The organism is Burkholderia sp. AU30198, from assembly GCF_020419825.1.
In the GTDB taxonomy this organism is placed as follows: domain Bacteria; phylum Pseudomonadota; class Gammaproteobacteria; order Burkholderiales; family Burkholderiaceae; genus Burkholderia.
The window spans coordinates 1,014,456-1,039,070 of record NZ_JAIZSA010000001.1 but is presented as its reverse complement, the minus strand read 5'-3'; the positions used below and the strand labels follow the sequence as shown (position 1 = coordinate 1,039,070).

The window sequence follows — 24,615 nt, the reverse complement described above, 5'->3', positions numbered from 1 at the left end:
CGCGCATGCTACGCGGCCCGGGACAAGGTCGTTTCGATCGCGGCGCCCGCGTCCGGCACGCGTTGCACGGCCGCCTCGCCGATCGCACCGCCGACGAGGATCACGGCGGGGCTGCCGAGCCGTGCTTCGCCGATGCCGCGCGCGAGATCGCCGAGCGTGCCGGTCCAGCGGCGTTCGTCGGGCGTGCCGGCCCATTGCACGGCCGCGGCCGGCGTCGAGGGCGGCAGCGTGGCGAGCAGGCCGGCGGCGATGCTGTCGACGCGGCTCATTCCCATGTAGATCGCGAGCGTGGTGCCGGTCGCCGCAAGACGCGCCCAGTCGGGCTCGCCGTGGTCCTGCCGGTGCGCGGTGACGAACGTCACGCCGTGGCAATGCTCGCGGTGCGTCAGCGAGATGCCGAGGCTCGCAGCGGCCGCGAATCCCGACGAGATGCCGTTGACGATCTCGACCGGAATCGCGGCGGCGCGCAGCGTCGCGAGTTCTTCGCCGGCACGCCCGAACAGCAGCGCATCGCCGCCTTTCACGCGCACCACGTGCGCGCCGCGCAGCGCGTAGCGGCGCATCAGCTTCTCGATGAATGCCTGCGGCGTGGAGCGGCAGCCGCCGCGCTTGCCGACGCGGATCACGCGTGCCTGCGGCGCGAGTTCGACGATGCCGGGCGCGACGAGATCGTCGAGCAGCAGCACGTCGGCAGCGGCCAGCGCCTTCACGGCCTTCAGCGTGAGGAGATCGGGATCGCCGGGGCCGGCGCCCAGCAGCGTGACTTTGCCTGTCGTCATGTCGTGTTCCTGTGCCGCCTGCATGCGGCGGTCGATAGCGCGTTGTCTTGCGCGGCGGCGGCGGGCGGTCGAAACGCACCGGCATCCGGCCGTGCCGCGCACGGAGGGACACCGTTGTCCTGAACGGCCCGCCTGGATGACGGGCATGGTTTGCGTGGACTGCCCACCGGCGCCGTTGCCGGTGTCTTGCATCGGATTGAGCAATATCCGGGCCAACCGGCATGACACATCGCGCTGGCGCGGCGGGAAGCGGGCGCATCGCGCCGTGCGATGGCCCGTGTGCCGATGCAGCCGCCGCGCGCGGGCAGCCGCAATGCCGCATCGGCGTGCATCGTGCCCCGTCAGCGCGCACCGCGATGTCGCACGGCGACAGTGCTGCAGCGCACCACATCTGTGCTTCGCTGCCTCACGGCGCATCGTGTGCCGCGCGAAGCCGCGCATCGCGCAACGTCCGATGAGCCTTGCGCGGCGGGGCTGCCGGCCCGATTCGCGACGACATGGCACGGCGCTTGCGTTAGCTGGTTCGGGCGGATCAATGGCGATTCGTCTGGCAGTACCGATTACTAGACGCGCCCGGCAACGGGCTTCATGGGCAACGGCGTCCTACGCATCGGGTCTCGACGAGACCGGGTGCGCAGGACGCCGTTTTTCGTTTGGCGGATGACATGACCGACAAAGCTACCCGTATCGATCTCTTCAGCTTCCGCACCGCGCCGATGCGCGCGTTCCACCTGACGTGGATGGCGTTCTTCGTGTGCTTCTTCGCGTGGTTCGCGTGCGCGCCGCTGATGCCGCTGATCGCGCGCGAATTCCACCTGACCGCGGCACAGGTCGCCAACATCAATATTGCGGCCGTGGCCGCGACGATCGCCGTGCGGCTGCTGGTCGGCCCGCTGTGCGACCGCTTCGGCCCGCGCCGCGTGTACGTCGGCCTGCTGCTGCTCGGCGCGATCCCCGTGTTCGCGGTGTCGTTCACGCACGACTACCTGTCGTTCCTGATCTGCCGGCTCGGCATCGGCGCGATCGGCGCGGGCTTCGTGATCACGCAGTACCACACGTCGGTGATGTTCGCGCCGAACGTGGTCGGCACCGCGAACGCGACGACGGCCGGCTGGGGCAACGCCGGTGCCGGCGCGACGCAGGCGCTGATGCCGCTGCTGGTCGCCGCCGGCCTGATGCTCGGTTTCGGCGAGGATTCGTCATGGCGCATCGCGCTGGTCGTGCCGGGCGTCGCGATGCTCGTGATGGCCTGGGCGTACTGGCGTTTCACGCAGGATTGCCCGCAAGGCGACTTCGTCGCGCTGCGCAAGGAAGGCGTGACGGTCGACAGCGGCAAGAAGGGCGGCTGGGCGAGCTTCGTCGCGGCCTGCGGCAACTATCGCGTGTGGATGCTGTTCGTCACGTACGGCGCGTGCTTCGGCGTCGAAGTGTTCATCCACAACATCGCCGCGCTGTACTACGTCGATCACTTCAGCCTGTCGCTGAAGGACGCCGGTTTCGCGGTCGGCCTGTTCGGGCTGCTCGCGCTGTTCGCCCGTGCGCTCGGCGGCTGGCTGTCCGACAAGATCGCCGCGCGCCGCAGCCTCGACGTGCGGGCGGCGCTGCTGTGCGCGCTGATCGTCGGCGAAGGGCTCGGGCTGATCTGGTTCTCGCATGCGCAAAGCATCGGCGTCGCACTCGTCGCGATGCTCACGTTCGGCCTCTTCACGCACATGGCTTGCGGCGCGACCTACGCGCTGGTGCCGTTCATCGACCGCAAGGCACTCGGCGGCGTCGCGGGGATCGTCGGTGCGGGCGGCAACGTCGGCGCGGTGGCCGCGGCCTTTCTGCTGAAGGGCGTCGGCGACGTGCAGCACACGCTGAGCCTGCTCGGCCTCGCCGTCACCGCGACCGCGTTGTGCGCGATGGCCGTGCGCTTCAGCGAAGAACACAAGGCACGCGAAGCCGAGCTGCGCGACCGCGCACTGGCTGCCAGCAGCGTCGCGAACTGATCGACCGAAGGAAACGTCACCATGAAACTCATCGTCATCGGCCACGGCATGGTCGGCCACAAGCTCCTCGAATGCGTCGCGGCGGAAGCGGGCTCTGCGGGCGCGCTGCAGGTCACCGTGCTCGGCGAGGAACCGCGCCCGGCGTACGACCGCGTGCACCTGTCCGAATTCTTCGCGGGCAAGTCGGCGGACGACCTGTCGCTCGTCGAACCCGGCTTCTTCGAACGTCATCCGCAGTTCGACCTGCGCCTGAACGCGCAAGTCGCGTCGATCGACCGCGCCGCGCATACGGTTACGCTCGCGTCCGGCGAAACGCTCGCGTACGACAAGCTGGTGCTCGCGACGGGTTCGCGCCCGTTCGTGCCGCCGATGCCGGGGCACGATCGTGACGGCTGCTTCGTGTACCGGACGATCGAGGATCTCGAAGCGATGCAGGCGTGCGGCACGCATGCGAAGCGCGGTGTCGTGGTCGGCGGCGGGCTGCTCGGCCTGGAATGCGCGAAGGCGCTGCGCGACATGGGGCTCGATACGCACGTCGTCGAATTCGCGCCGCGGCTGATGGCCGTGCAGGTCGACGACGGCGGCGGCCGGATGCTGCGCGCGAAGATCGAGGCGCTCGGCGTGACCGTGCATACGGGCAAGAACACGCTGGAAATCGTCGATGGCGAGGAAGGCACGCACCGGATGGCGTTCGCCGACGGTTCGCACCTCGACGCCGACATGATCGTGTTCTCGGCCGGCATCCGTGCCCGCGACGAACTGGCGCGCGCATGCGGGCTCGACGTCGGCCCGCGCGGCGGCGTCGCGATCGATGACGCGTGCCGCACGAGCGACGCCGACATCTACGCGATCGGCGAATGCGCGGCCTGGAACGGCATGGTGTACGGCCTCGTGGCCCCCGGCTACGACATGGCGCGCGTGGTCGCGAAGCAGCTCGGCGGCGATGCGAACGGCGAGGTCGCGGCCGCGTTCGCGGGCGCCGACATGAGCACGAAGCTTAAGCTGATGGGCGTGGACGTCGCGAGCATCGGCGACGCGCACGGCACGACGGCCGGCAGCCGCACCTACCAGTACGCGGACGAACGCCGCCAGGTCTACAAGAAGCTCGTGGTGTCCGACTGCGGCAAGTTCCTGCACGGCGCGGTGATGGTCGGCGATGCAGCCGAATACGGCACGCTGCTGCAGATGATGCTGAACCGCATCGAGTTGCCCGAATCGCCGGAATTCCTGATCCTGCCGTCGTCGGACGGCGTCGCGAAGCCGGCGATCGGTGTCGAAGCGCTGCCCGCGGCCGCCCAGATCTGCTCGTGCAACAACGTGTCGAAGTCGCAGATCTGCACGGCGGTCGCCGACGGCGCGACGAGCCTTGGCGCGCTGAAGACGTGCACGGGCGCCGGCACGTCGTGCGGCGGCTGCGTGCCGCTCGTCACGCAGATCATGAAGGCCGAGATGAAAAAGCAGGGCCTCGCGGTCAACAACCATCTGTGCGAGCACTTCCCGCATTCGCGCCAGGAGCTGTTCCACCTGATCCGCGTCGAGCGCATCACGACCTTCGACGAACTGCTCGCGAAGCACGGCCACGGCCTCGGCTGCGATGTGTGCAAGCCGGCGGTGGCGGGCATTCTCGCGTCGTGCTTCAACGAATTCGTGCTGAAGAAGGAGCACGCGGGGCTGCAGGATTCGAACGACTACTACCTCGCGAACATCCAGCGCGACGGCACCTATTCGGTCGTGCCGCGCATGCCGGGCGGCGAAGTCACGCCGGAAGGGCTGATCGCGGTGGGCCAGGTCGCACAGAAATACGGGCTCTACACGAAGATCACCGGCGGCCAGCGTGTCGACCTGTTCGGCGCCCGCGTCGAGCAATTGCCGTCGATCTGGGAAGAACTGATCGCGGCCGGCTTCGAATCGGGGCACGCCTACGGCAAGGCGCTGCGCACCGTGAAGTCGTGCGTCGGGTCGACGTGGTGTCGCTATGGCGTCGACGATTCGGTCGGCCTCGCGATCGACCTGGAGAATCGCTACAAGGGGCTGCGCGCGCCGCACAAGATCAAGTTCGGCGTGTCCGGCTGCACGCGCGAGTGCGCGGAAGCACAGGGCAAGGACGTCGGCATCATCGCGACCGAGAAGGGCTGGAACCTGTACGTGTGCGGCAACGGCGGGATGAAGCCGCGCCACGCGGAACTGCTCGCGTCCGATCTCGACCGCGCCACGCTGATCCGCTATATCGACCGTCTCCTGATGTTCTACGTGCGCACCGCTGACCGGCTGCAGCGCACCAGCGTATGGCGCGACAACCTCGAAGGCGGCCTCGACTACCTGATCGACGTCGTCGTGCACGACAAGCTCGGGATCGGCGCCGAACTCGAAGGCGACATGCAGCACGTGGTCGACACCTACGAGTGCGAATGGAAGAAGGCCGTGACCGATCCCGACACGCGCAAGCGCTTCCGCCACTTCGTGAACAGCGACGCGCCGGACACGACCATCGAATTCGTCGAGACGCGCGGCCAGATCCGGCCCGCAACGCCCGGCGAACGGGCGGGCGGCAAGCCCGTGTCGATTCCCGTCGTGGCCGAAGGCGTGACGCAAGCCGCAACCGAACCCGCAACCGTTTGACCCTGACCGACACCAGCGTCTTTTCCAAGGAGCCCATCATGAACGATCGTCTTCCGCTGTCCTGGACCCGCGTGTGCCCGCTCGACGACATCGTGCCGAACACCGGCGTGTGTGCACTCGTCAACGGCGAGCAGGTCGCGGTTTTTCACGTCGCGCATGCCGAAGAAGGCGGCGTGTTCGCGATCGACAACGTCGATCCCGTATCGCAGGCGGCCGTGATGTCGCGCGGGCTGATCGGCAGCCTCGGCGAGCGCGTCGTCGTCGCGTCGCCGCTGTACAAGCAGCATTTCGACCTGCGCACCGGCGAATGCCTCGAGGCGCCCGAGCAGTCGGTGAGCGCGTATCCGTCGCGGGTCGAGGACGGTTTCGTGTGGATCGCGGCCTGACCGCCCCGGAGCGCGCATGACCGCCACCCCCGTCAAGAGCGTGTGCCCGTACTGCGGCGTCGGCTGCGGGATGGTGCTGCACGTCGAGGAAGGCGAAGTCGTCAAGGTGTCCGGCGACTCCGACCATCCGACCAACTTCGGGCGGCTGTGCACGAAGGGCTCGTCGGCGCACGTCGCGCTGCGCCGCTCGGGGCGGCTCGACCGCGCGTTCGTGCGCCGCGCGCGCGAGGACGACCTGGTGCCGCTGCCGGCCCGCGACGCGATCGCCGACACCGCGCGCCGCCTGCGCGCGGTGCTCGATACGCACGGGCCCGACGCGCTGTCGTTCTACGTATCGGGGCAGATGTCGATCGAGGCGCAATACCTCGTCAACAAGCTCGCGAAGGGCTTCGTCGGCACCAACAACATCGAGTCGAACTCGCGCCTCTGCATGGCGAGCGCGGGCACCGGCTACAAGCAGTCGCTCGGCGCGGACGGCCCGCCCGGGTCGTACCAGGATTTCGATCGCGCGAACCTGTTCTTCGTGATCGGCGCGAACATGGCCGACTGCCATCCGATCCTGTTCCTGCGGATGATGGATCGCGTGAAGGCCGGCGCGAAGCTGATCGTCGTCGATCCGCGCCGCACCGGCACGGCCGACAAGGCCGACCTGTTCCTGCAGATCCGGCCGGGCACCGATCTCGCGCTGACCAACGGGCTGCTGCACCTGCTGCATGCGAACGGCCGCACCGATGCCGCGTTCATCGACGCGCACACCGAAGGGTGGGACGCGATGCCCGCGTTCCTTGCCGATTACACGCCCGAGCGTGTCGCGGCAATCACCGGACTCGCGGAAGCCGACCTGCGCACGGCCGCGCAATGGATCGGCGACGCGCAGGAATGGATGAGCTGCTGGACGATGGGGCTCAACCAGAGCACGCACGGCGTGTGGAACACCAACGCGATCTGCAACCTGCATCTCGCGACGGGCAAGATTTGCCGCACCGGCAGCGGGCCGTTCTCGCTGACCGGCCAGCCGAACGCGATGGGCGGGCGCGAGATGGGCTACATGGGCCCCGGGCTGCCGGGCCAGCGCTCGGTGGCGTCCGACGACGATCGCCGTTTCGTCGAGAACCTGTGGCGCGTGCCGGCCGGCACGCTGCGCAAGGAGACCGGGCAAGGCACGGTCGATATGTTCTCGCGGATGGCGGCCGGCGACATCAAGGCATGCTGGATCATCTGCACGAACCCGGTCGCCACGGTGCCGAACCGGCAGAACGTGATCGCTGGTTTGCAGGCCGCCGAGCTCGTGATCGCGCAGGATGCATTCCTCGACACCGAGACCAACCGCTACGCGGACATCCTGCTGCCCGGCGCGCTGTGGGCCGAGGGCGACGGCGTGATGATCAACTCCGAGCGCAACATGACGCTGATGCGCGCGGCGGTCGCGCCGCCGGGCGACGCGCTGCCCGACTGGCGCATCGTCGCGGAAGTCGCGCGCGCGATGGGCTTCGGCGATGCGTTCGACTATGCGTCGGCGGCCGACGTGTTCGACGAGATCGTCCGCTTCTCGAATCCGGCAACCGGCTACGACCTGCGCGGCGCGAGCCACGCGGCGCTGCGCGACGGGCCCGTGCAGTGGCCGGTTGCGCCGGGCACCGCGCGCGAGCGGCACCCGATCCGTTATCTGAACGACGGCGTGAGCCAGACGCTGCGCCCGGCTTCGGACGGCAACGACGCGCCGTACATCGCGTTCCCGACGCCGTCGGGCAAGGCGCGCTTCTTCGCGCGGCCGCACGTCGATCCGGCCGAGCTGCCCGACGACACGTTCCCGATCGTGCTGAACACCGGGCGGCTGCAGCATCAATGGCACACGATGACGAAGACGGGCAAGGTCGCGATGTTGAACAAGCTCAACCCGCGCCCGTTCGTCGAGCTGCACCCGGACGATGCGAGCGCGCTCGGCATCGCCGCGAAGGACAGCGTCGAGATCCGCTCGGCGCGCGGCCGCGCGGTGCTGCCGGCCGTCGTGACCGAGCGCGTGCAGCGCGGCAACTGCTTCGCGCCGATGCACTGGAACGACGTGTACGGCGACGACCTGTGCATCAACGCGGTGACGAACGACGCGATCGATCCCGAATCGCAGCAACCCGAACTGAAATACTGCGCGGTCGCGCTGCGGCGCGTCGAGACCGATGCGTTCGCGTCCGCCGACGACGAGACGGCGCAACCCGACGCGTGCGCCGACGACGCGCGGCCCGCGCCGGCGCTGGTGCAGGCAACTGCTTCACAGGAATCCGACATGGCAGACATCGACACTTTCGCGGCCGCGCTCGGCGTGGCCGACCTCGCGCCGCCGCCGTTGACGGACACCGAACGGCTGTACGTGGCCGGGCTCGTCAGCGGGCTGAAGGCGAGCGCCGGCCGGCGCGAGGGCAGCGTGCCCGTGCTGCCGGCTGGCGCGCCGCTCACGCCGCCGGTGCGGTTCTGGCTCGACGGGATGCTCGCGGGGCTGTTCAGCCGCTCGCTGCCCGCTCGGACGCAGGATGGTGCGGCGCCGTCGCTGCCGGTCGATGCCGGCGCGTCCGGTGGCGTGCGGATCGTGCGCACGCGGCCGAAGGTCGTGCTGTTGTGGGCGTCGCAGACCGGCAACATCGAATCGTTGACCGAGGATTACGCGACGCAGCTGATGAACGCGGGCTTCGAGATCCGTACCGCGTGCATGTCCGACTATCCGCTCGCATCGCTCGCCGGCGCGCAATACGTGCTGCTGATGACGAGCACGTTCGGCGACGGCGATGCGCCCGACAACGGCAGCGAATTCTGGGAAGCGCTGCAGGCCGGCAGCGCCGCGCGCCTCGACGGCGTGCACTTCGCGGTGCTCGCATTCGGCGATCGCAACTACGACCAGTTCTGCGGCCACGGCCGCCGGCTTGACGCGCGGCTCGCGGAACTCGGCGCGGCGCGTCTCTGCGCGCGCGTCGATTGCGACGTCGAATTCCAGCGCGACGCCGACCAGTGGCTCGAACGCGTCGTCGCGCGGATCAAGGAGGCCGATGCCGCGCTGCACGCGGTGCCGACCGGCGGGATGAGCCCGTCGGGGCTGCTGCCGTCGAAGGCGCATCCGGCGCCGTCGAAGCTCGTCGCGAACCTGCGGCTCAACCGTCCGGGCGCGGCCAAGGACACGCGCTACGTGTCGCTGTCGACCGAAGGCGCGAACCTCGAATACGAAACCGGTGACGCGCTCGGCGTGTGGCCGACCAACTGCCCGGAGCTGGTCGACGAACTGCTGTCCGTCACCGCGTTGAAGGCCGATGCGCCCGTGTCGGTGGCGGGCGTCGGCGATGTGCGCCTCGGCGATGCGCTCGCGCGTCACTTCGACATCACGCGCCCGCATCCGGACACGCTGGCGTTCATCGCGTCGCGCAGCGCGAACGGCGCGCTGAAGTCGCTGCTCGGCGACGAACGCAAGGGCGACCTGAAGCAATGGCTGTGGGGGCAGCAGCTCGCGGACGTGCTGCACGAGTTTCCGGTCGAGCTGTCGGGTACGGAACTGGTCGGGATGCTCAAGCGCATGCAGCCGCGCCTCTATTCGATTGCGTCGAGCCCGAGCGCGCACCAGGGCGAGATCCACCTGACCGTGTCGGCCGTGCGCTATCACAACGGCCGGCGCGCGCGCAAAGGCGTTGCGTCGACGTTCCTCGCCGATCGGGCGGACGACGGCCGCGTGCCCGTGTTCGTGCAGAAGTCCGCGCATTTCCGGCCGCCGGTGAACGGCGACGTGCCGATCGTGATGGTCGGCCCCGGTACCGGCGTCGCGCCGTTCCGCGGCTTCCTGCACGAGCGGCAGGCACGCGGCGCGCGCGGGCGCAACTGGCTGTTCTTCGGCGAGCAGCACGCGCAGACCGATTTCTACTACGGCGACGAACTGGGCGCGATGCACGACAGCGGCTTCCTGACGCGGCTCGACCTCGCGTTCTCGCGCGACCAGGCCGACAAGATCTACGTGCAGGACCGGATGCGCGAGCAGGGCGCCGACCTGTTCGCGTGGCTGGAAGAAGGCGCGCACTTCTACGTATGCGGCGATGCCGCGCGGATGGCGAAGGACGTCGACACGGCACTGAAGGCGGTGGTCGCCGAGCACGGCGGGATGTCGGACGAGGCCGCGAGCGACTACGTCGCGCGGCTTTCGAAGGCACGGCGCTACATGCGGGACGTGTACTGAGCGCGCGAGCGGCGGCGTGCTGTCCGCCGCTCGGCCGGCTCGTTACTGCTGCCGCTCCCACGCACGCGCCTGTTCGGCGCGCACGAACGCTTCCGATGATGTCGGCAGCAGGTTGCGGAATGCGCCGCCGTCGCTGTCGATCACGTCGACCATCTTCGCGATCATTTCCTCCGGATCGTGCTGTTCGAGCGGGAACGTCAGCCGCTCGGGCGTCACGGTGTGCGCGGCCGGATCGCGCCAGCGTCGCGTCGTTTCCATCATCCGGTCGTTGAAGCCCGTGCTGTACGGGCCAGGGTTCACGACCGCGACCTTGATCCCGTGCGGGGCCAGTTCCGCGTGCATCGCCTCGGCCACCGATTCGACCGCGTGCTTCGACGCGCAATAGGCGCCCGTGAACGGCCCCGTGATCAGGCCCGCGATCGACGACACGAACACGATCTTGCCGTGCCGGCGCGCGAGCATGCCGCGCGCGATCTGCTGCGTGAGTTCGAGCGGCCCGAACACGTTGACGTCGAACAGCTCGCGGACGATCTCGACGGGCAGGTCCACCAGCGCGCCGGCTTCGCCGACGCCCGCGTTGTTCACGAGCACGTCGATATCGAGCTCGGCAGCGCGGGCGCGATCGTGAGGCGACGTGACGTCGAGCTTGATCGCGCGCAGCGCAGTGCCGCGCTGCGTGGCGGCGGCCGTCAGTGCGTCGATTTCAGCGGTGACGCGTACGCCGGCCGTTACGTCGTGACCGCGTTCGGCGAGGCGCAGCGCGACTTCGCGGCCGAAGCCGGTGCCCGCGCCGGTGATGAGGATGCGTTTCTGTGCCATGTGCTTACCTTGTGGAGGGGAAGGTTGCCGGAAAGCGGTCGCGGCAGTGCTGCGCGATCGCGGTGTCTTGGTCGACGCTGCCGCCCGAGATGCCGATCGCGCCGACGCAGCGCCCGTCGCCGTCGACGAGCGGTTCGCCGCCGCCGAACGTGACGAGCCCGCCGTGGCTGTGTTCGATGCCACGCAGCGGACCGTCACCCGACATCGCCCCGAGGGCGGCGGTCGATGCGCGAAAGCGGACCGCCGTCAGCGCCTTGCGTTGCGCGAGATCGATCGCGCCGAGAAAGCAGTCGTCGGTGCGCGCGAACGCGAGCAGGTTCGCGCCGGCATCGACGACGGCGATGGCGATGCCGGCGACTTGCAGCGATGCCGCATGCGCAAGGGCTGCGTCAATGGTGCGGCGGGCGGCTGCGAGCGGCAGCGCGGCGGTGGGCGGGGTCATGCGAGGCTCCGGTGGGACGACAGGGCCAGTGTAGGCAGTTGCGGTATATGGGAGAATCCGCATTCCGCTCGCAAGAGTTTCAAGTTTTTTTAATGATGAGCAGACGCGATCCGATGGCCGGGCTGCACGTGTTCATGACCGTCGCGACGGCCGGCAACTTCACGCGTGCCGCCGCCGCACTGGGCCTGACGCCGGCGGCCGTCAGCCTCGCGATCGGGCAGCTCGAGGGCGAACTGAACGTGAAGCTGTTCAATCGCAGCACGCGCGGCGTGAGCCTGACGGAAGCCGGCCAGCGTTACTGGCGGCAGACCGAGCCTGCGTACCGGCAGGTCATGCAGGCGCGCGACGAGCTGAAGGATGCGCGCAGCGAGCCGACCGGGTTGCTGCGTGTGACCGCGCTGCCGCTGGCGCGTGCGCTCGTGATCGCGCCGGTGCTCGCCACGTTCCGCGAGCGCTACCCGAAAGTCCGGCTCGAGATCCGCTACGAGAACGAACTGGTCGATATCGCAAAGGACGGGTTCGATGCGGGGATTCGCCTGGCCGACCGGCTGCAGCCGGGCATGATCGGCGTGCGGATCGCGCCGGCGTTGACGTGTGCGCTGGTTGCGTCGCCCGGTTATCTGGCGCGGTATGGCGCGCCGGCGTCGATTGCGGCGCTCGAGCGGCATGCGTGCATCCGTTTCCGGTTCTCGGAGAGCGGACGCCTGCACAAATGGCTGTTGCGTGACGGGCAGCGCGACGTCGATCTCGATCCGGATGCCGTGCTGGTGACGAACGATGCCGACGCGGTGATCGATGCGGCGCGCGCGGGTGTCGGCATCGCGTTCGCGTTCATGCGCGAGCGGATCGAGCAGGACGTGCGCGACGGCACGCTCGTCGAGGTGCTGCCCGGTGCGTGCCGCACGTTGCCGCCGATGTGGCTTTACTACGTCAATCGAAAACACGTGCCGGCCAAATTGCGTGCATTCATCGACGTGCTGCGCGAACGCAACGGCGCGGACGACGCGTAGCCGCATCGGCCGGCCGGCTGCAGCGATGGGGCCGGCGGCGCATGATGGCGGCTCCAGCCACGAAGCCACGGAGTCGCGTCATGACGGCACGCCTGCCTTTCCCGATTCGAACCCTTGCAATTGCTGCCATGCTGGCCGGTGCCGCGATCGGTAGCGCACCGGCCATCGGCCAGACGTCGACCGTGCCGGCCGCTTCCGCTGCCGCGACGCCCGACAACGCGGTACTGCTCACGGTATTCCTGCAACACGACCAGTCGCGCCCGCTTGCCGAGCTGAATGGGCAGCTCGCGAAGCAGGGTTTCTACAAGGCGTTTCCGCCGCCGGGCGTGGAGGTGGTGAGCTGGACCGTGACGATGGGGATCGGGCAGATCGTCGTGCTACGGCTGCCGGCGTCGCGGCTGCGCGAGGTCAATCGCGTGCTCGAGGATACGGCGTGGGGCGCGTACCGGACGACGTTCTATCCGACTTACGACTACAAGGCGATCGGGTTGGCGGAGCACGAGCGGGCGAAGTGACGCGGGCGTGATCGACCGCAGGATGACGCGCTTCGCACCGGATATACGAAACGATGCCGCCGATCCGTGCGCCAGGATGACGCTCGCGCGGACGATGAAGAAGTCCAGCCCGACCGATTCGACGAAGTATCGCGCCGCGCTCGCCGACCGCGATCTACACGGGGCGGTAACGCGTGCGGCCTCCGACAAAACCGTGATCCGAAATGCGCCGCTGGCGAATCATGAGCGGTGATCATGCCGGGTTGCCGACGTCGACGACCCGGAACCGGCTGTCTGGCTATAAGTCCGCCGGCGTGCGACGCGCAAAGAAGCGCTGCATGTCGCGGTCGGTCGGCTGCTGCCCGGTGAATACTTGCGCGTAGGTGGCGATGCGCGCCATGCGCTCGCGCATCGGCTCCGTCATCTTCATCGACACGTAGCCGAGCTGGGTCAGGTACATCGTGCGGGCGCGCACCTGCGCCTCGACCGGCGCGTAGTCGAAGCGCTCGAACATCGCCGTCAGCGCCGCGATCCGCTTCGCGTCCGCGTCGGCCAGCTCGGCCGCGATCTCGGGGGCCTGCTGCCCCCAGCTGCGGATCGCCGCTTCGTAGCGGTTGTCGAAGATCGCATCGTCGAACCAGCAGTCGAATACGTTCAGCACGGCCTCCGAGATCGAGTCCGCATACGCTTGCGTGCGTGAGAGCCAGTTGTCGGTGTTCTTCGCCTTCCAGCGCGCGAGCAGCGTCGCGAGCAGTTCTTCCCGGTCCTTGAAGAACCAGTAGAAGCTTGTCCGCGACAGATTCAGCTTCTTCGCGAGCGGCTGGATCCGCACGAACTCGACGCCGCCTTCGAGCAGGCTTTCCGTCGCGGCGTCCAGCCACGTGTCCGCCGATCCGCGAAGGTTCGCGGCTGCAATCGGTTCTTCCATCAGGCAAACATCCTCTCGTTCCAGTCCTCGATCGGTTGCGCACTTCGCAACCCGCATTGTGCCGCACTGGCGGCCCGCCCACCCGTCAAAACGCCCCGCGACGCCCGTCGTACGGGGTTTCCCGAGCTTAATGTTCATGTGTGTATTGTTTACTTGACACATGTGTACAGCAATTCTAACCTGAGTCGCAACCGTCACTCATGTCAGGCAGTCACGACCCACGCTCCCGTTCCCATCCAGAGGAATCCCATGTCGAACGATCCGCTGCTGCAGCCGTACACCCTCAAACATCTGACGTTTCGCAATCGCATCATGACGACGTCGCACGAGCCGGCTTACGCGGAGGACGGGATGCCGAAGGCGCGTTACCGCGCGTACCACGTCGAGCGCGCGAAGGCGGGCATCGCGTTGACGATGACGGCCGGTTCCGCGGCGATCTCGAAGGACAGCCCGCCCGTGTTCAACAACATCCTCGCGTACCGCGACGAGGTCGTGCCGTGGATGAAGGATCTCGTCGACGAGTGCCATGAACACGGTGCGAAGGTGATGATCCAGCTCACGCATCTCGGCCGCCGCACGCGCTGGGACAAAGGCGACTGGCTGCCGGCGGTGTCGCCGTCGCATGCGCGCGAACCCGCGCACCGCGCGTTTCCGAAGAAGCTCGAGGAATGGGATATCGAACGGATCGTGCGCGACTATGCGGACGCGGCGGAGCGGATGAAGGCGGCCGGCCTCGACGGGATCGAGCTGGAAGCGTACGGACATCTGATGGACCAGTTCTGGTCGCCGCTGACGAACACGCTGGACGCACCGTATGGCGGCCCGCTCGAAAACCGGATGCGCTTCACGTTCGACGTGTTGCGTGCGATCCGCAAGCGCGTCGGTGACGCGTTCATCGTCGGGATCCGTTACACCGCCGATGAGATGATCGCCGGCGGGCTGACGAAGGAGGAGGGGATCCAGTTGTCGCTCGCGATGAAGTCGAGCGGCCTGATCGACTTCCTGAACGTGATCCGCGGGCACCTGGAAACCGACGCGGGCCTGACGGACATCATCCCGATCATGGGGATGAAGAGCGCACCGCACCTCGATTTCGCCGGGGAGATGCGCGGCATCACCGAGTTTCCGACCTTCCACGCCGCGCGGATCCAGGATGTGCCGACCGCGCGCCACGCGATCGCATCCGGCAAGGTCGACATGATCGGCATGACGCGTGCGCACATGACCGATCCGCATATCGTGCGCAAGATCATCGAGCACCGTGAGGACGACATTCGCCCGTGTGTCGGCGCGAACTACTGTCTGGACCGGATCTATCAGGGCGGTGCCGCGTTCTGCATTCACAACGCGGCCACCGGCCGCGAGACGACGATGCCGCATGTGATCCCGGCCGCGCCGGCCACGCGCAAGGTCGTCATCGTCGGGGCCGGCCCGGCCGGTCTCGAGGCGGCGCGCGTCGCCGGTGAGCGCGGGCACGACGTGGTCGTGTTCGAGGCGACCGGCCATCCGGGCGGCCAGGTCCGCCTGACGGCACAGACGCCTCGCCGCAAGGAAATGCTCGGCATCATCGATTGGCGGATGACGCAGTGCGAGCGGCTCGGCGTGCGCTTCGCGTTCAACACGTGGGCGGACGCGTCGACCGTGCTCGACGAGCGGCCGGACGTCGTGATCGTCGCGACGGGCGGGATGCCGGACGTCGACGTGCTGACCGACGGGGCCGAGCATGTGGTGTCCGCGTGGGACATCATTTCCGGCGACGTGAAGCCGGGCCGCAACGTGCTGATCTATGACGACGCGGGCGATCATCCGGCGCTGCAGGCGGCGGAGACGATCGCGCACGCGGGTGGCGCGGTCGAGATCATGACGCCCGACCGCGCGTTCTCGCCCGAAGTGATGAGCATGAATCTGGTGCCGTACATGCGCTCGCTGCAGAAGCTCGACGCGAAGTTTACGGTCACCTACCGGCTCGAGGCCGTCCGTCGCGAAGGCGCTGAACTGGTCGCGATCGTCGGCAGCGATTACGGCGGCATTCGCAACGAGCGCCGCTACGATCAGATCGTCGTCAATCACGGCACGATCCCGATGGACGAGTTGTACTTCGCGCTGAAGCCGCAGTCGACGAACCTCGGCGCGGTCAACTACGACGACCTGATCGACGGCAAGCCACAGGTCGAGCACCGGAATCCGGCAGGGCGCTTCCAGTTGTTCCGGATCGGCGACGCGGTGTCCGCGCGCAACACGCACGCGGCGATCTACGACGCGCTGCGGCTTGTCAAGGATCTGTAACGCACCGGGCCGGTGCGGGTCGCCGGCCCCTGACGAGCGGCCGGAACGTGAGCGATTTCCGTACGCAGGCGCGGTGCTTTCGCGCGTCTGTCGCCGGCGTTCCCCGGCCGTTCGCGATGCAAGGGTAAACACATTTTTAGCGCATTGACAGTTGGTTCCACGTGGGACTAATCTGCGTCGAAACAGTCAATGCGTCGGATCCGCGCTCCACCCCGAGCGCCCACACTCCAGCCAGAAGGGTACCGTCGTGATCGTGAACACTGCCTCGCCATCTTCCGATGCTCCTTCGTCGACGTCACGCGTGCACGCGGCTTCCGAGTGCCGGCATGACGAACTGGTGCAGGGCCATCGTGTCGCGCCGATCGATCGCGCGCTGCTCGATGCGTTCGATGCGATCGATCGCCGCGCGCTGCGCGCCTATCGCGTCGAACGGCTGCGTGAGCAGTTGCGCAAGCACGACTACGCGGGCATGTTGCTGGCCGACCCGCTGAACATCCGCTACGCGACGGACACCAACAATCTCGGCCTGTGGGTCATGCATTCACCGAGCCGCTATGTGTTCATCGCCACCGACGGCCCACTCGTGCTGTTCGATTTCACGAGCAGCAAGCACAACAGCGAACACATCGAATCGATCGACGAGATCCGGCCGGCGACGCCGTGGATCTACTTCCTGGCCGGGCCGCGCGTCGAGGAGAAGGCCGACGCGTGGGCGCAGGAGATCGCCGATCTGCTGCGCACGCACGGCGGCGGCAACATGCGGCTCGCCGTCGATCGCTGCGATCCGTGGGGCGCCGAACGGCTGACGCGGCTCGGCGTCCGGTTGTTCGACGCGCAGCCGCTGACCGAGCAGGCCCGGCTCGTGAAGGGCCCCGAGGAAGTCGCGCAGCATCGCGTGTCGATGGGGGTGTGCGACCTCGGCGTCGCACGCATGCGCGAGGCGCTGCGCCCCGGCATTACCGAGAATCAGCTGTGGAGCGTCTTTCACGAGACCAACATCGCGCACGGCGGCGAGTGGGCGGAGAGCCGGCTGCTGTCGTCGGGGCCGCGCACCAATCCGTGGTTCCAGGATGCGACGAACCGCGTGATCGAGCCGGGCGACATGGTCTGCTTCGACACCGACATGGTCGGGCCCGGCGGCTACCTGTCCGACATTTCGCGCAGCTTTGTATGCCCGGGGCGCGGGGTGTCCGCGAACCAGCGCGATTTGCTCGGCTATGCGGAAGACCAGATCAGCCACAACGTCGGGCTGCTGCGTGCGGGCGTAACGTTCCGGGAGTTCGCCGAGCGCTGCTGGCCAGTACCGGAGCGTTATGTTCACAACCGCTACATGATGATGTTGCACGGCGTCGGGCTGGTCGACGAATACCCGAGCGTCGCGTATGCGGTCGATTTCGATGCGTGGGGGTATGACGGCACGTTCGAGGAAAACATGGTCGTGTCGGTCGAAAGCTACATCGGCGTGCAGGGGGGAGCCGAAGGCGTGAAGCTCGAGGAGCAGGTGCTGATCACGTCGACCGGCGCGATCCCGCTGTCGGCAACGCCGCTGAGAGCGGATCGCGATGCGTGAGCCGCCTGCGCGGGCACGCTCTCGCTCTCGGTCATCGATTTCGACATTCAAGCATTGACATGACAGGCCCGGTTCCCATGATCGCATCCAGTCCGTTGCCTCAACTGATCTCCTCCGACGAGGTATTGAGCCGTATTCCGCCCACGCACATGGTCGATGCGCTGGAGGCTGCCCACCGGTGCGCGTATGCGCCGCTCGCGCGCCTGCACACCAGCGTGCCGCGCGATGCGCGCGAGGATGGCGAGATGCTGATCTGGCTCGGCAGCGCGCATGACGGCGCGGTCGGCACGAAAGTCGTGTCTATCTCGCCCGACAACAACCGGCGCGCGGCCGGTTCGGGCGACAACTGGCATGCGGCCGTCCTGCTGTGCGATCCCGAAGACGGCCGGTTTCGCTCGATCATCGTCGGCAACGCATTCACCCACTACAAGACCGCAGCCGACTCGGCGCTCGGCGCTCGCCTGCTCGCGCGGCGTGACCCGCAGACGCTGACGATCATCGGCGCGGGAGCGCAGGCGGCGACGCATCTGCGCGTGATGGCGGCGGAATTTCCGACGCTGCGCCGGATCGACGTGTGGAACCGCAGCCACGAACGCGCGGTGCGGCTCGCCGCGCAGGCGGCCGACGATGCTCCCGGTGCCGACGTGCGTGCCGTCGAGCATCTCGAGCGCAGCGTTCGCGATGCCGACCTCGTCGTCTGCGTGACGTCGTCGACGTCGCCGGTGCTCGACGGCGCATGGCTGCGCGCCGGCTGCCACGTCGACCTGGTCGGCGGCTACACGCCGTCGATGCGCGAAGCGAACGATGTGGCGCTGCTGCGCGCCCGCATCCATGTCGATCATCGCGCGCTCGTGACCGAACACTGCGGCGACATTCGCCAGCCGCTCGAAGCGGGTGTGATCGACGCGGCCGACATCGAGGGCGATCTGTTCGACCTGTGCGGCGGCCGTGCGGCGGGGCGCCAGCATGACGACGACATTACCCTGTTCAAGAACGGCGGTGGCGGCCATCTCGACCTGATGTTTGCCGACTGGTTGAGCCGTCGATGCGCGGCACCGGCTGACGGCCATATGCCGTCCGATCGTTGACCTGATGGAGCAGCTTGCGATGAAAGATATCGACCTTGTGTCCGAGCACGACGACGAAGCGCACGACGACGCGACGGGCGCCGACGCGGTGTTCGACGCCGTCGTCACGAACGGCCCGCTGAACGATGCATGGCGGCTGACGCTGTGGTCGAACTACTACAACGAACCGGTGTTCGCGGAGATGATGCAGACGTTCGACGTCAGTCGTGACGAATTCAACGTGCTGGCCTGCCTGTCGACTGCCGGCGCGATGACGGCCAAGCAGATCTGCGAAGTGACGGGGCGGCCGAAAAACAGCATCAGCCGCGCCGTAAACCGACTCGCGGAGCGCCGGATGATCCAGCGCAAGACGAACGAGGACGATCGGCGCGAAATCCGGCTCGCGCTGAACGAAAGCGGGCGCCGGCTTTACGAACGCGTGCTGCCCGTCGCGCTCGACCGGCAGACACAGATGCTGCGCACGCTCGATGCTGACGATCGTGCGGTGCTCGATCGCATCCTGAACAAGCTGATGGGCATGCGTCGCGCGTGGTAAGGGCGATGACGTCGCGGTAGCCCGTCCGCACGCGGGCCCTCGATCGAGTTGATGCGTGTCGCGCAAGACCTGATGCAAAACGATCGCTTGAGCCCGAGATATTGGATGCGTTCAATATAGGTCATCTAATCACATCGGTGTACTGAGTAAATAGACAACGAATCGCAGGTCGAGAACGTGTTCCGCCCGGGGCGCGACGACAGTCGATCGATCTGGAGACTCGACTTGAAAGCCATCGACGGAGAAGCTTCCATGAACAGCATTGTCGCACCCCCCCTGCGGGTCGAGCCCGGCGCGACGCAGGCCGTCCATCCCGACGTGCAGCCGATCCTGTGCGTCGAGGCCGTCGGGAAGACGTTCGGCGTGCACCGTGTGCTGCAGGACGTCAGCTTCTCAATGAATGCCGGCGAAGTGATCGCGATCATTGGCCCGAGCGGGTCGGGCAAGAGCACGCTGCTTCGCTGCATCAACCAGCTCGAACCGCCGACCGAAGGCCGTGTGACGATCGGCGACGTGACGATCGAGGCGAACCACGCGCCCGCGCGCCGCGAACTCGTGACGCTGCGGCGCCGGATCGGGATGGTGTTCCAGTCATTCAACCTGTTCCCGCATCTCACGGTGCTGCGTAACGTCAGCCTTGCGCAGGAGCGCACGATGGGCCGCAGTCGTGCTGATGCCGACCGGCGCTCGATGGAACTGCTCGAACGGGTCGGCCTCGCGAGCAAGGCCGATCAGTTTCCGGTGCGCTGTTCGGGGGGGCAGCAGCAGCGCATCGCGATCGCTCGCGCGCTCGCGCTGGAACCCGAAATCATGCTGTTCGACGAGCCGACGTCGGCGCTCGATCCGGAACTCGGCCTCGAAGTGCTCGCGGTGATGAACGAGCTCGCGACGTCGGGAATGACGATGATCGTGGTCACGCACGAGATGCATTTCGCGGAGAGCGTGTCCGATCGCGTGATCATCATGGCGGACGGGCGGATTCTCGAAGCCGGGCCGAGCGAGGTCGTGATGCGCCACCCGCGAACGGAACGTGCCGCGAAATTCCTGAGCGCCGTGAGGGACCGCTGAATGATCGACCACCTTTCCGCCATTCTCGCTGGCGTTCCGTGGACGATCGCGCTGACGCTGACGGTCTTTGCGATCGGCGCGGTGCTCGGGATGCCGCTCTGTGCGCTGCGCAGCGCCCGGAATCCTGTCGTGCGCGCACTCGCGACCGCGTTCGTCGTCGGTTGCCGGTCGGTGCCGCCGATCGTGTGGCTGTTCTTCGTGTTCTTCGGGATCGGCAACGACCTGCTGCCGCTCAACCCGTTCACGGCGGCCGCGCTGGGTCTCGGTCTCGTGACCGCGGCCAATCTGTCCGAGGTCTATCGCGGTGCGTTGACGGCGATTCACCCGGGGCAGTACGAAGCGGCGAAAGTGCTGAACCTCACGCGTGCGCAGCAGTTTCGCGACGTGATTCTCCCGCAGATGGTGCGCATCGCGCTGCCGACCGCGGCGACCTACCTGATCGGGCTGCTGAAGGATTCGGCCGTCGCGTCCACGATCGGCGTCGGCGAGCTTGCGTTCCAGGCCTATCACGTGTCGCAGCAGACGTTTCGCGGACTGGGTGTCTACGCTGCTGCCGCGCTGCTGTACATCGCTCTCAGCATCCCGGTCGCATGGCTGTCGCGCTGGGCCGATCTTCACCTTCGTTCGCGGGTGTCGCGATGAGTTCCATGATCGATCTCTGGCAATCCTGGCTGCCCGACCTGCTCGGCGGCTACCGTCTGTCGCTCGAAGTCACCGCACTGAGCCTTGCGATCGGCATTCCGCTCGGCCTCGTGCTCGCGCTTTGCGTGTCGATGAAGCCGAAGGCGATCCGCGTCGCCGCGCTGGTGTTCGTCGAGATCGGGCGTGGCGCGCCGGCACTGATCCTGCTGCAGTTCTTCTATTTCGGGTTGCCGAATGCAGGGTTGACGCTGTCATCGTTCCTGTCCGCCGTGGTGGCGTTGGCGTGCTGCACCGGTGCTTACACGAGTGAAATCATTCGCGCGGGCTTCGACGCCGTGCCGCACGGGCAGAAGGAAGCGGCCGCGGTGATCGGACTCAATGCAGTCGATGCGCTGCGCTTCGTGGTCGTGCCGCAGGGCCTGCGCGTTGCGCTGCCGGCCTTGCTCGGTTTCTCGATCATGATGCTGCAGGCCACGTCGCTGTGCTTCACGATCGCGCTGCCCGAACTCGTCAGCCGCGCGTCGAGCATCGGATCGTCGACATTCGAATACATGCCCGTGCTCCTGCTCGCGGGTCTGATGTTCGCGCTGATCTGCGTGCCGGCGACCTTCGCCGTATCTGCACTCGAACGCCGCCTGGGACGGCACGCGGTTCGCTGAGTCGGCGATGCCATTCGATTCGTTCCTTTCGTTTGCCGGTTTCCGGCCTTTTTCAACCTGCCACGCTGTTTCGGGGGAATTCTCATGACATCACCCATGCGCCGCCTTTCGCTCGCGTTCATCGGCCTGTGTCTCACGGGCCTCGGCGCCACAGCTCGCGCACAGTCCTGCAAGCCCGCGCACCAGTTCGAGACGATCCGGCCCGGCACGCTGTCGGTCGCCGTGTGGGATTTCCCGCCTTATTCGATTCCGGCCGGCGCGGATGACCTCAAGGGCGTCGACGGCGAGATCGTCAAGCAGATCGCTGCGCGGGAATGCCTGAAGATTGCGGTGTCCGTCATCGATCCGGCTGCCGTGGTGCAGTCCGTCGTGTCGCGGCGGGCCGACGTCGGCCTCGGCGACTGGTATCGCACGGCCGATCGCGCCAAGGTGCTGGGCCTGAGCGATCCGATGTATCTCGACCAGATGGCGGTGATCTCGAAGCAGGGTATCGACACCGTCGACAGCATTGTCGGCAAGCGGGTTGGTACGGTGCAAGGCTACCTGTGGACCGGGAACCTGCAGAAGCTGCTCGGCAGCGCGCTGGTCGTCTACCCGAATCCCGTTGCGATGGCGCAGGATCTTGCCGCGGGCCGGATCGACGTCGGCACCGACAGCTATGCCGTGTCGAAATACAACCAGGCGAAGGGCGGCTATGGGTCGATGAAGATCATGCTCGTGAAGCCCGATCCGCGCGTGCCCGCGTCGCTCGAACCGGGGCAGACGGCGCTGCTCTTCACGAAGACGAATGCCGCACTCGGCGCCGCGCTCAGCGCCAATATCGACGCGTTGCGCCAGTCGGGGGAGATCGCCCGGATCCTCAAGACCTACGGCCTGTCGACATCGGCCGCCGACGTGGGCGCGCCGCGGATCATTCAGTGAGCGGAACGTTCCTGCCGGTGACGCAACCCGGCTGCGTCGCGTCGCGCACGTTGCGCGGCGTGACGAAAACAGGCTGATTCCCGCGCGGCGGCCGGATCCGGGGCGACGGGCAGTGCGCTCGCCCCGGGCAAGATTCTTCACCAGCACTTGAATCGACACACGTTACAGAACACGAACTGGATCACCAATATCAATCAGGATACCAAATGAAAAAAACGAAATGGCTCTTGCCCGGTTCGATGATCATGACGTCGGCCTGCCTCGTTTTTCCGACGGCCGCGCATGCGCAATCGACCGTCACGCTGTACGGCGTGATCGACGAGGGCATCGACTACACGAACAACAGCGGCGGCAAATCGCTGTGGCACATGCAGGACGGCACTTATGACGGCATTTATGGAAGCCGGTGGGGGCTGAAGGGCAGCGAGGATCTCGGTGGCGGCCTGTCGGCGATCTTCAAGCTCGAATCCGGGTTCAGCGCGGAAAACGGGCAGCTGCGCCAGGGTGGCCGCATGTTCGGCCGGCAGGCGTACGTCGGCTTGTCGGATGCGCGGTTCGGCACGCTGACGTTCGGCCGCCAGTACGATTCGATCGTCGACTATCTGCAGCCGTTGACGGCGCCCGGCCAGTTCGGCGGGCCGTTCGTGCATGCAGGCGACATCGACAACACCGACAACTCGTTTCGCGTCGACAACGCGATCAAGTATGCGAGCCCGAGCTTCGGCGGCCTGACGTTCGGCGGCATGTACTCGTTCACGAATTCGACTGCGCCCGGGCGCGGCACGACCGGCATGTGGAGCATCGGCGCGAGTTATTCGATTGCGTCGTTCAATGTTGCGGCCGCCTACCTGTACGCGAAGAATCCGGCACTGCTGTTCACCGACGGCGATTTCGTGTCCGACACGACGGGCCCGGCGATCGGTGCTTCAGGGCCGTTCAGCTATGTCGGCAATCCGGCCAACGAGCAGGTGGTCGGTGCTGCGGCCAGCTATGCGTTCGGCCATGCGACGGTCGGGCTGGACTTTACCGACACGCGCTTCGAGCGCGCGAACGGCACGACGTCGACGGTCCGCTTCGACAACTATGAGGTCTGGGCGCGCTATGCGTTGACCGCCGCGTGGTCGGTTGGCGGCGCCTATACCTATACGCACGGGCATGTCGGTTACTCGGATGCGGCGCCGATCTACCATCAGGCCGGCCTGACAACATCGTACGCGCTGTCGAAGCGCACGTCAGTTTATGCGATGGGTGTCTACCAGCGCGCGGGCGGTGCGGCGGCGCAGGCCGCGATTTTCGACGGCGTGGTCGGTAACGCGTCGAGCAACAATCATCAGATCGCTTTGCGGATCGGGATGTATCACCTGTTCTAAACCTCATGGGGCGGGCGACAGGCGCCGGCCCCTTCAATTCGGGCGGATAAGCGATGAAAATCCTGGTGCCAGTGAAAAGAGTGGTCGATTACAACGTGAAGGTCCGCGTGAAGTCGGACAACACAGGTGTCGACATCGCGAACGTGAAGATGTCGATGAACCCGTTCGACGAAATCGCGGTTGAAGAAGCGGTGCGCCTGAAGGAAGCGGGCGTGGCGACCGAAGTGATCGCCGTATCGGTCGGTGTTGCGCAAGCGCAGGAAACGCTGCGTACGGCGCTGGCGATCGGCGCGGATCGCGCGATCCTCGTCGAGTCGACCGATGGCGTCGAGCCGCTGGCCGTCGCGAAGATCCTGAAGGCGCTGGTCGACAAGGAGCAGCCGCAGCTGGTGATCCTCGGCAAGCAGGCAATCGACGACGATTCGAACCAGACGGGCCAGATGCTGGCCGCGCTGGCAAGCCTGCCGCAAGCGACGTTCGCGTCGAAGGTGACGGTGGCCGACGGTAAAGCCACGGTCGCACGCGAAGTCGACGGCGGCGCGGAAACGCTGTCGCTTCAACTGCCCGCGGTCGTTACCACCGATCTGCGGCTGAACGAGCCGCGCTACGTGACGCTGCCGAACATCATGAAGGCGAAGAAGAAGCCGTTGGAAACTGTGAAGCCGGAAGACCTGGGCGTGGATGTCGCGCCGCGTCTGAAGACGCTGAAGGTGGTCGAGCCGCCGAAGCGCGCAGCCGGCGTGAAGGTGCCGGACGTGAAGACGCTGGTCGAGAAGCTGAAGACCGAAGCCAAGGTGCTGTAAG

The 24,615-nt window shown here is 67.1% G+C and carries 21 protein-coding genes; 17 read left to right on the top strand and 4 right to left on the bottom strand.

Annotation, left to right across the window (positions count from 1 at the left end; translation table 11 throughout):
* Positions 1 to 8: 8 nt before the first annotated feature.
* Positions 9 to 779, bottom strand: a complete 771-nt coding sequence (gene cobA / locus LGN19_RS04530; protein WP_226213384.1) for a uroporphyrinogen-III C-methyltransferase — start codon at positions 777 to 779, stop codon at positions 9 to 11.
* Between the two features lie 665 nt (positions 780 to 1,444).
* On the opposite strand from cobA, the gene LGN19_RS04525 reads away from it, so the two are divergent.
* The 4 genes from LGN19_RS04525 to LGN19_RS04510 are packed head-to-tail and all read left to right on the top strand — an operon-like array spanning position 1,445 to position 9,979.
* A complete protein-coding gene (locus LGN19_RS04525; RefSeq protein ID WP_205185823.1) occupies positions 1,445 to 2,770 on the top strand; it encodes an MFS transporter in 1,326 nt (441 codons plus the stop codon).
* Positions 2,771 to 2,791: 21 nt separating this feature from the next.
* The gene (nirB, locus tag LGN19_RS04520) at positions 2,792 to 5,389 is read left to right on the top strand and encodes a nitrite reductase large subunit NirB (protein ID WP_226213383.1); all 2,598 of its coding nucleotides are present in this window, start codon (positions 2,792 to 2,794) and stop codon (positions 5,387 to 5,389) included.
* Positions 5,390 to 5,427: 38 nt separating this feature from the next.
* A complete protein-coding gene (gene nirD, locus LGN19_RS04515; protein ID WP_011354949.1) occupies positions 5,428 to 5,775 on the top strand; it encodes a nitrite reductase small subunit NirD in 348 nt (115 codons plus the stop codon).
* 16 nt (positions 5,776 to 5,791) lie between these two features.
* Positions 5,792 to 9,979, top strand: coding sequence for a bifunctional nitrate reductase/sulfite reductase flavoprotein subunit alpha (locus tag LGN19_RS04510; RefSeq protein ID WP_226213382.1), 4,188 nt, complete (start codon positions 5,792 to 5,794; stop codon positions 9,977 to 9,979).
* Positions 9,980 to 10,021: 42 nt separating this feature from the next.
* On the opposite strand, the gene LGN19_RS04505 is transcribed toward LGN19_RS04510, so the two are convergent.
* Together LGN19_RS04505 and LGN19_RS04500 are read right to left on the bottom strand one after the other, a co-directional pair.
* The gene (locus tag LGN19_RS04505; RefSeq protein ID WP_122947239.1) at positions 10,022 to 10,798 is read right to left on the bottom strand and encodes an SDR family oxidoreductase; all 777 of its coding nucleotides are present in this window, start codon (positions 10,796 to 10,798) and stop codon (positions 10,022 to 10,024) included.
* 4 nt (positions 10,799 to 10,802) lie between these two features.
* Positions 10,803 to 11,240 carry a GlcG/HbpS family heme-binding protein gene (locus tag LGN19_RS04500; RefSeq protein WP_226213381.1) on the bottom strand — a complete coding sequence of 146 codons (438 nt, stop codon included), beginning with the start codon at positions 11,238 to 11,240 and terminating at the stop codon, positions 10,803 to 10,805.
* Between the two features lie 95 nt (positions 11,241 to 11,335).
* On the opposite strand from LGN19_RS04500, the gene LGN19_RS04495 reads away from it, so the two are divergent.
* The 3 genes from LGN19_RS04495 to LGN19_RS04485 all read left to right on the top strand — a co-directional run bounded on the left by LGN19_RS04495 (position 11,336) and on the right by LGN19_RS04485 (position 12,997).
* Positions 11,336 to 12,250 (top strand): LysR family transcriptional regulator, encoded by a 915-nt coding sequence (locus LGN19_RS04495; protein ID WP_174956321.1) that lies wholly within the window; start codon positions 11,336 to 11,338, stop codon positions 12,248 to 12,250.
* 80 nt (positions 12,251 to 12,330) lie between these two features.
* Positions 12,331 to 12,765, top strand: coding sequence for a hypothetical protein (locus LGN19_RS04490; RefSeq protein ID WP_226213380.1), 435 nt, complete (start codon positions 12,331 to 12,333; stop codon positions 12,763 to 12,765).
* Positions 12,766 to 12,787: 22 nt separating this feature from the next.
* The gene (locus LGN19_RS04485) at positions 12,788 to 12,997 is read left to right on the top strand and encodes a hypothetical protein (RefSeq protein ID WP_226213379.1); all 210 of its coding nucleotides are present in this window, start codon (positions 12,788 to 12,790) and stop codon (positions 12,995 to 12,997) included.
* A 45-nt stretch (positions 12,998 to 13,042) separates the two neighbouring features.
* Here the strand turns inward: LGN19_RS04485 and LGN19_RS04480 are convergent, their stop codons facing one another.
* Positions 13,043 to 13,672, bottom strand: coding sequence for a TetR/AcrR family transcriptional regulator (locus tag LGN19_RS04480; RefSeq protein WP_226213378.1), 630 nt, complete (start codon positions 13,670 to 13,672; stop codon positions 13,043 to 13,045).
* Between the two features lie 249 nt (positions 13,673 to 13,921).
* On the opposite strand from LGN19_RS04480, the gene LGN19_RS04475 reads away from it, so the two are divergent.
* The 10 genes from LGN19_RS04475 (at position 13,922) to LGN19_RS04430 (ending at position 24,614) form a co-directional block, all read left to right on the top strand.
* Positions 13,922 to 15,958, top strand: a complete 2,037-nt coding sequence (locus LGN19_RS04475) for an NADH:flavin oxidoreductase (protein ID WP_175219723.1) — start codon at positions 13,922 to 13,924, stop codon at positions 15,956 to 15,958.
* A gap of 301 nt (positions 15,959 to 16,259) precedes the next feature.
* Complete coding sequence (locus LGN19_RS04470; RefSeq protein WP_226213377.1) at positions 16,260 to 17,528, top strand: M24 family metallopeptidase; 1,269 nt, start codon at positions 16,260 to 16,262, stop codon at positions 17,526 to 17,528.
* Positions 17,529 to 17,605: 77 nt separating this feature from the next.
* Positions 17,606 to 18,616 (top strand): ornithine cyclodeaminase family protein, encoded by a 1,011-nt coding sequence (locus tag LGN19_RS04465; protein WP_226213376.1) that lies wholly within the window; start codon positions 17,606 to 17,608, stop codon positions 18,614 to 18,616.
* 19 nt (positions 18,617 to 18,635) lie between these two features.
* Positions 18,636 to 19,151 carry a MarR family winged helix-turn-helix transcriptional regulator gene (locus tag LGN19_RS04460; RefSeq protein ID WP_226213375.1) on the top strand — a complete coding sequence of 172 codons (516 nt, stop codon included), beginning with the start codon at positions 18,636 to 18,638 and terminating at the stop codon, positions 19,149 to 19,151.
* Positions 19,152 to 19,403: 252 nt separating this feature from the next.
* Positions 19,404 to 20,219: an amino acid ABC transporter ATP-binding protein gene (locus LGN19_RS04455; protein ID WP_264172905.1), complete on the top strand. Its 816-nt coding sequence runs from the start codon at positions 19,404 to 19,406 to the stop codon at positions 20,217 to 20,219.
* Positions 20,220 to 20,861 carry an amino acid ABC transporter permease gene (locus LGN19_RS04450; protein WP_122947229.1) on the top strand — a complete coding sequence of 214 codons (642 nt, stop codon included), beginning with the start codon at positions 20,220 to 20,222 and terminating at the stop codon, positions 20,859 to 20,861.
* Complete coding sequence (locus tag LGN19_RS04445; protein WP_174956125.1) at positions 20,858 to 21,520, top strand: amino acid ABC transporter permease; 663 nt, start codon at positions 20,858 to 20,860, stop codon at positions 21,518 to 21,520. Before LGN19_RS04450 ends, LGN19_RS04445 begins: the two co-directional genes overlap by 4 nt.
* A gap of 84 nt (positions 21,521 to 21,604) precedes the next feature.
* Positions 21,605 to 22,441, top strand: a complete 837-nt coding sequence (locus tag LGN19_RS04440) for a substrate-binding periplasmic protein (RefSeq protein ID WP_174956124.1) — start codon at positions 21,605 to 21,607, stop codon at positions 22,439 to 22,441.
* 206 nt (positions 22,442 to 22,647) lie between these two features.
* On the top strand, positions 22,648 to 23,811 hold the full coding sequence (locus LGN19_RS04435) for a porin (RefSeq protein ID WP_413227178.1): 1,164 nt from the start codon (positions 22,648 to 22,650) through the stop codon (positions 23,809 to 23,811).
* 53 nt (positions 23,812 to 23,864) lie between these two features.
* Positions 23,865 to 24,614, top strand: coding sequence for an electron transfer flavoprotein subunit beta/FixA family protein (locus LGN19_RS04430; RefSeq protein WP_226213374.1), 750 nt, complete (start codon positions 23,865 to 23,867; stop codon positions 24,612 to 24,614).
* Position 24,615 lies beyond the last annotated feature (1 nt).

Coding starts and splice junctions, on each gene's coding strand:
- nirD (WP_011354949.1), top strand. CDS start 5,428: ATGAACGATCGTCTTCCGCTGTCCTGGACCCGCGTGTGCCCGCTCGAC.
- LGN19_RS04440 (WP_174956124.1), top strand. CDS start 21,605: ATGACATCACCCATGCGCCGCCTTTCGCTCGCGTTCATCGGCCTGTGT.
- LGN19_RS04430 (WP_226213374.1), top strand. CDS start 23,865: ATGAAAATCCTGGTGCCAGTGAAAAGAGTGGTCGATTACAACGTGAAG.
- LGN19_RS04510 (WP_226213382.1), top strand. CDS start 5,792: ATGACCGCCACCCCCGTCAAGAGCGTGTGCCCGTACTGCGGCGTCGGC.
- LGN19_RS04505 (WP_122947239.1), bottom strand. CDS start 10,798: ATGGCACAGAAACGCATCCTCATCACCGGCGCGGGCACCGGCTTCGGC.
- LGN19_RS04465 (WP_226213376.1), top strand. CDS start 17,606: ATGATCGCATCCAGTCCGTTGCCTCAACTGATCTCCTCCGACGAGGTA.
- LGN19_RS04455 (WP_264172905.1), top strand. CDS start 19,404: ATGAACAGCATTGTCGCACCCCCCCTGCGGGTCGAGCCCGGCGCGACG.
- LGN19_RS04435 (WP_413227178.1), top strand. CDS start 22,648: ATGAAAAAAACGAAATGGCTCTTGCCCGGTTCGATGATCATGACGTCG.
- LGN19_RS04475 (WP_175219723.1), top strand. CDS start 13,922: ATGTCGAACGATCCGCTGCTGCAGCCGTACACCCTCAAACATCTGACG.
- LGN19_RS04490 (WP_226213380.1), top strand. CDS start 12,331: ATGACGGCACGCCTGCCTTTCCCGATTCGAACCCTTGCAATTGCTGCC.
- LGN19_RS04450 (WP_122947229.1), top strand. CDS start 20,220: ATGATCGACCACCTTTCCGCCATTCTCGCTGGCGTTCCGTGGACGATC.
- cobA (WP_226213384.1), bottom strand. CDS start 779: ATGACGACAGGCAAAGTCACGCTGCTGGGCGCCGGCCCCGGCGATCCC.
- LGN19_RS04480 (WP_226213378.1), bottom strand. CDS start 13,672: ATGGAAGAACCGATTGCAGCCGCGAACCTTCGCGGATCGGCGGACACG.
- LGN19_RS04500 (WP_226213381.1), bottom strand. CDS start 11,240: ATGACCCCGCCCACCGCCGCGCTGCCGCTCGCAGCCGCCCGCCGCACC.
- LGN19_RS04460 (WP_226213375.1), top strand. CDS start 18,636: ATGAAAGATATCGACCTTGTGTCCGAGCACGACGACGAAGCGCACGAC.
- nirB (WP_226213383.1), top strand. CDS start 2,792: ATGAAACTCATCGTCATCGGCCACGGCATGGTCGGCCACAAGCTCCTC.
- LGN19_RS04445 (WP_174956125.1), top strand. CDS start 20,858: ATGAGTTCCATGATCGATCTCTGGCAATCCTGGCTGCCCGACCTGCTC.
- LGN19_RS04495 (WP_174956321.1), top strand. CDS start 11,336: ATGAGCAGACGCGATCCGATGGCCGGGCTGCACGTGTTCATGACCGTC.
- LGN19_RS04485 (WP_226213379.1), top strand. CDS start 12,788: ATGACGCGCTTCGCACCGGATATACGAAACGATGCCGCCGATCCGTGC.
- LGN19_RS04525 (WP_205185823.1), top strand. CDS start 1,445: ATGACCGACAAAGCTACCCGTATCGATCTCTTCAGCTTCCGCACCGCG.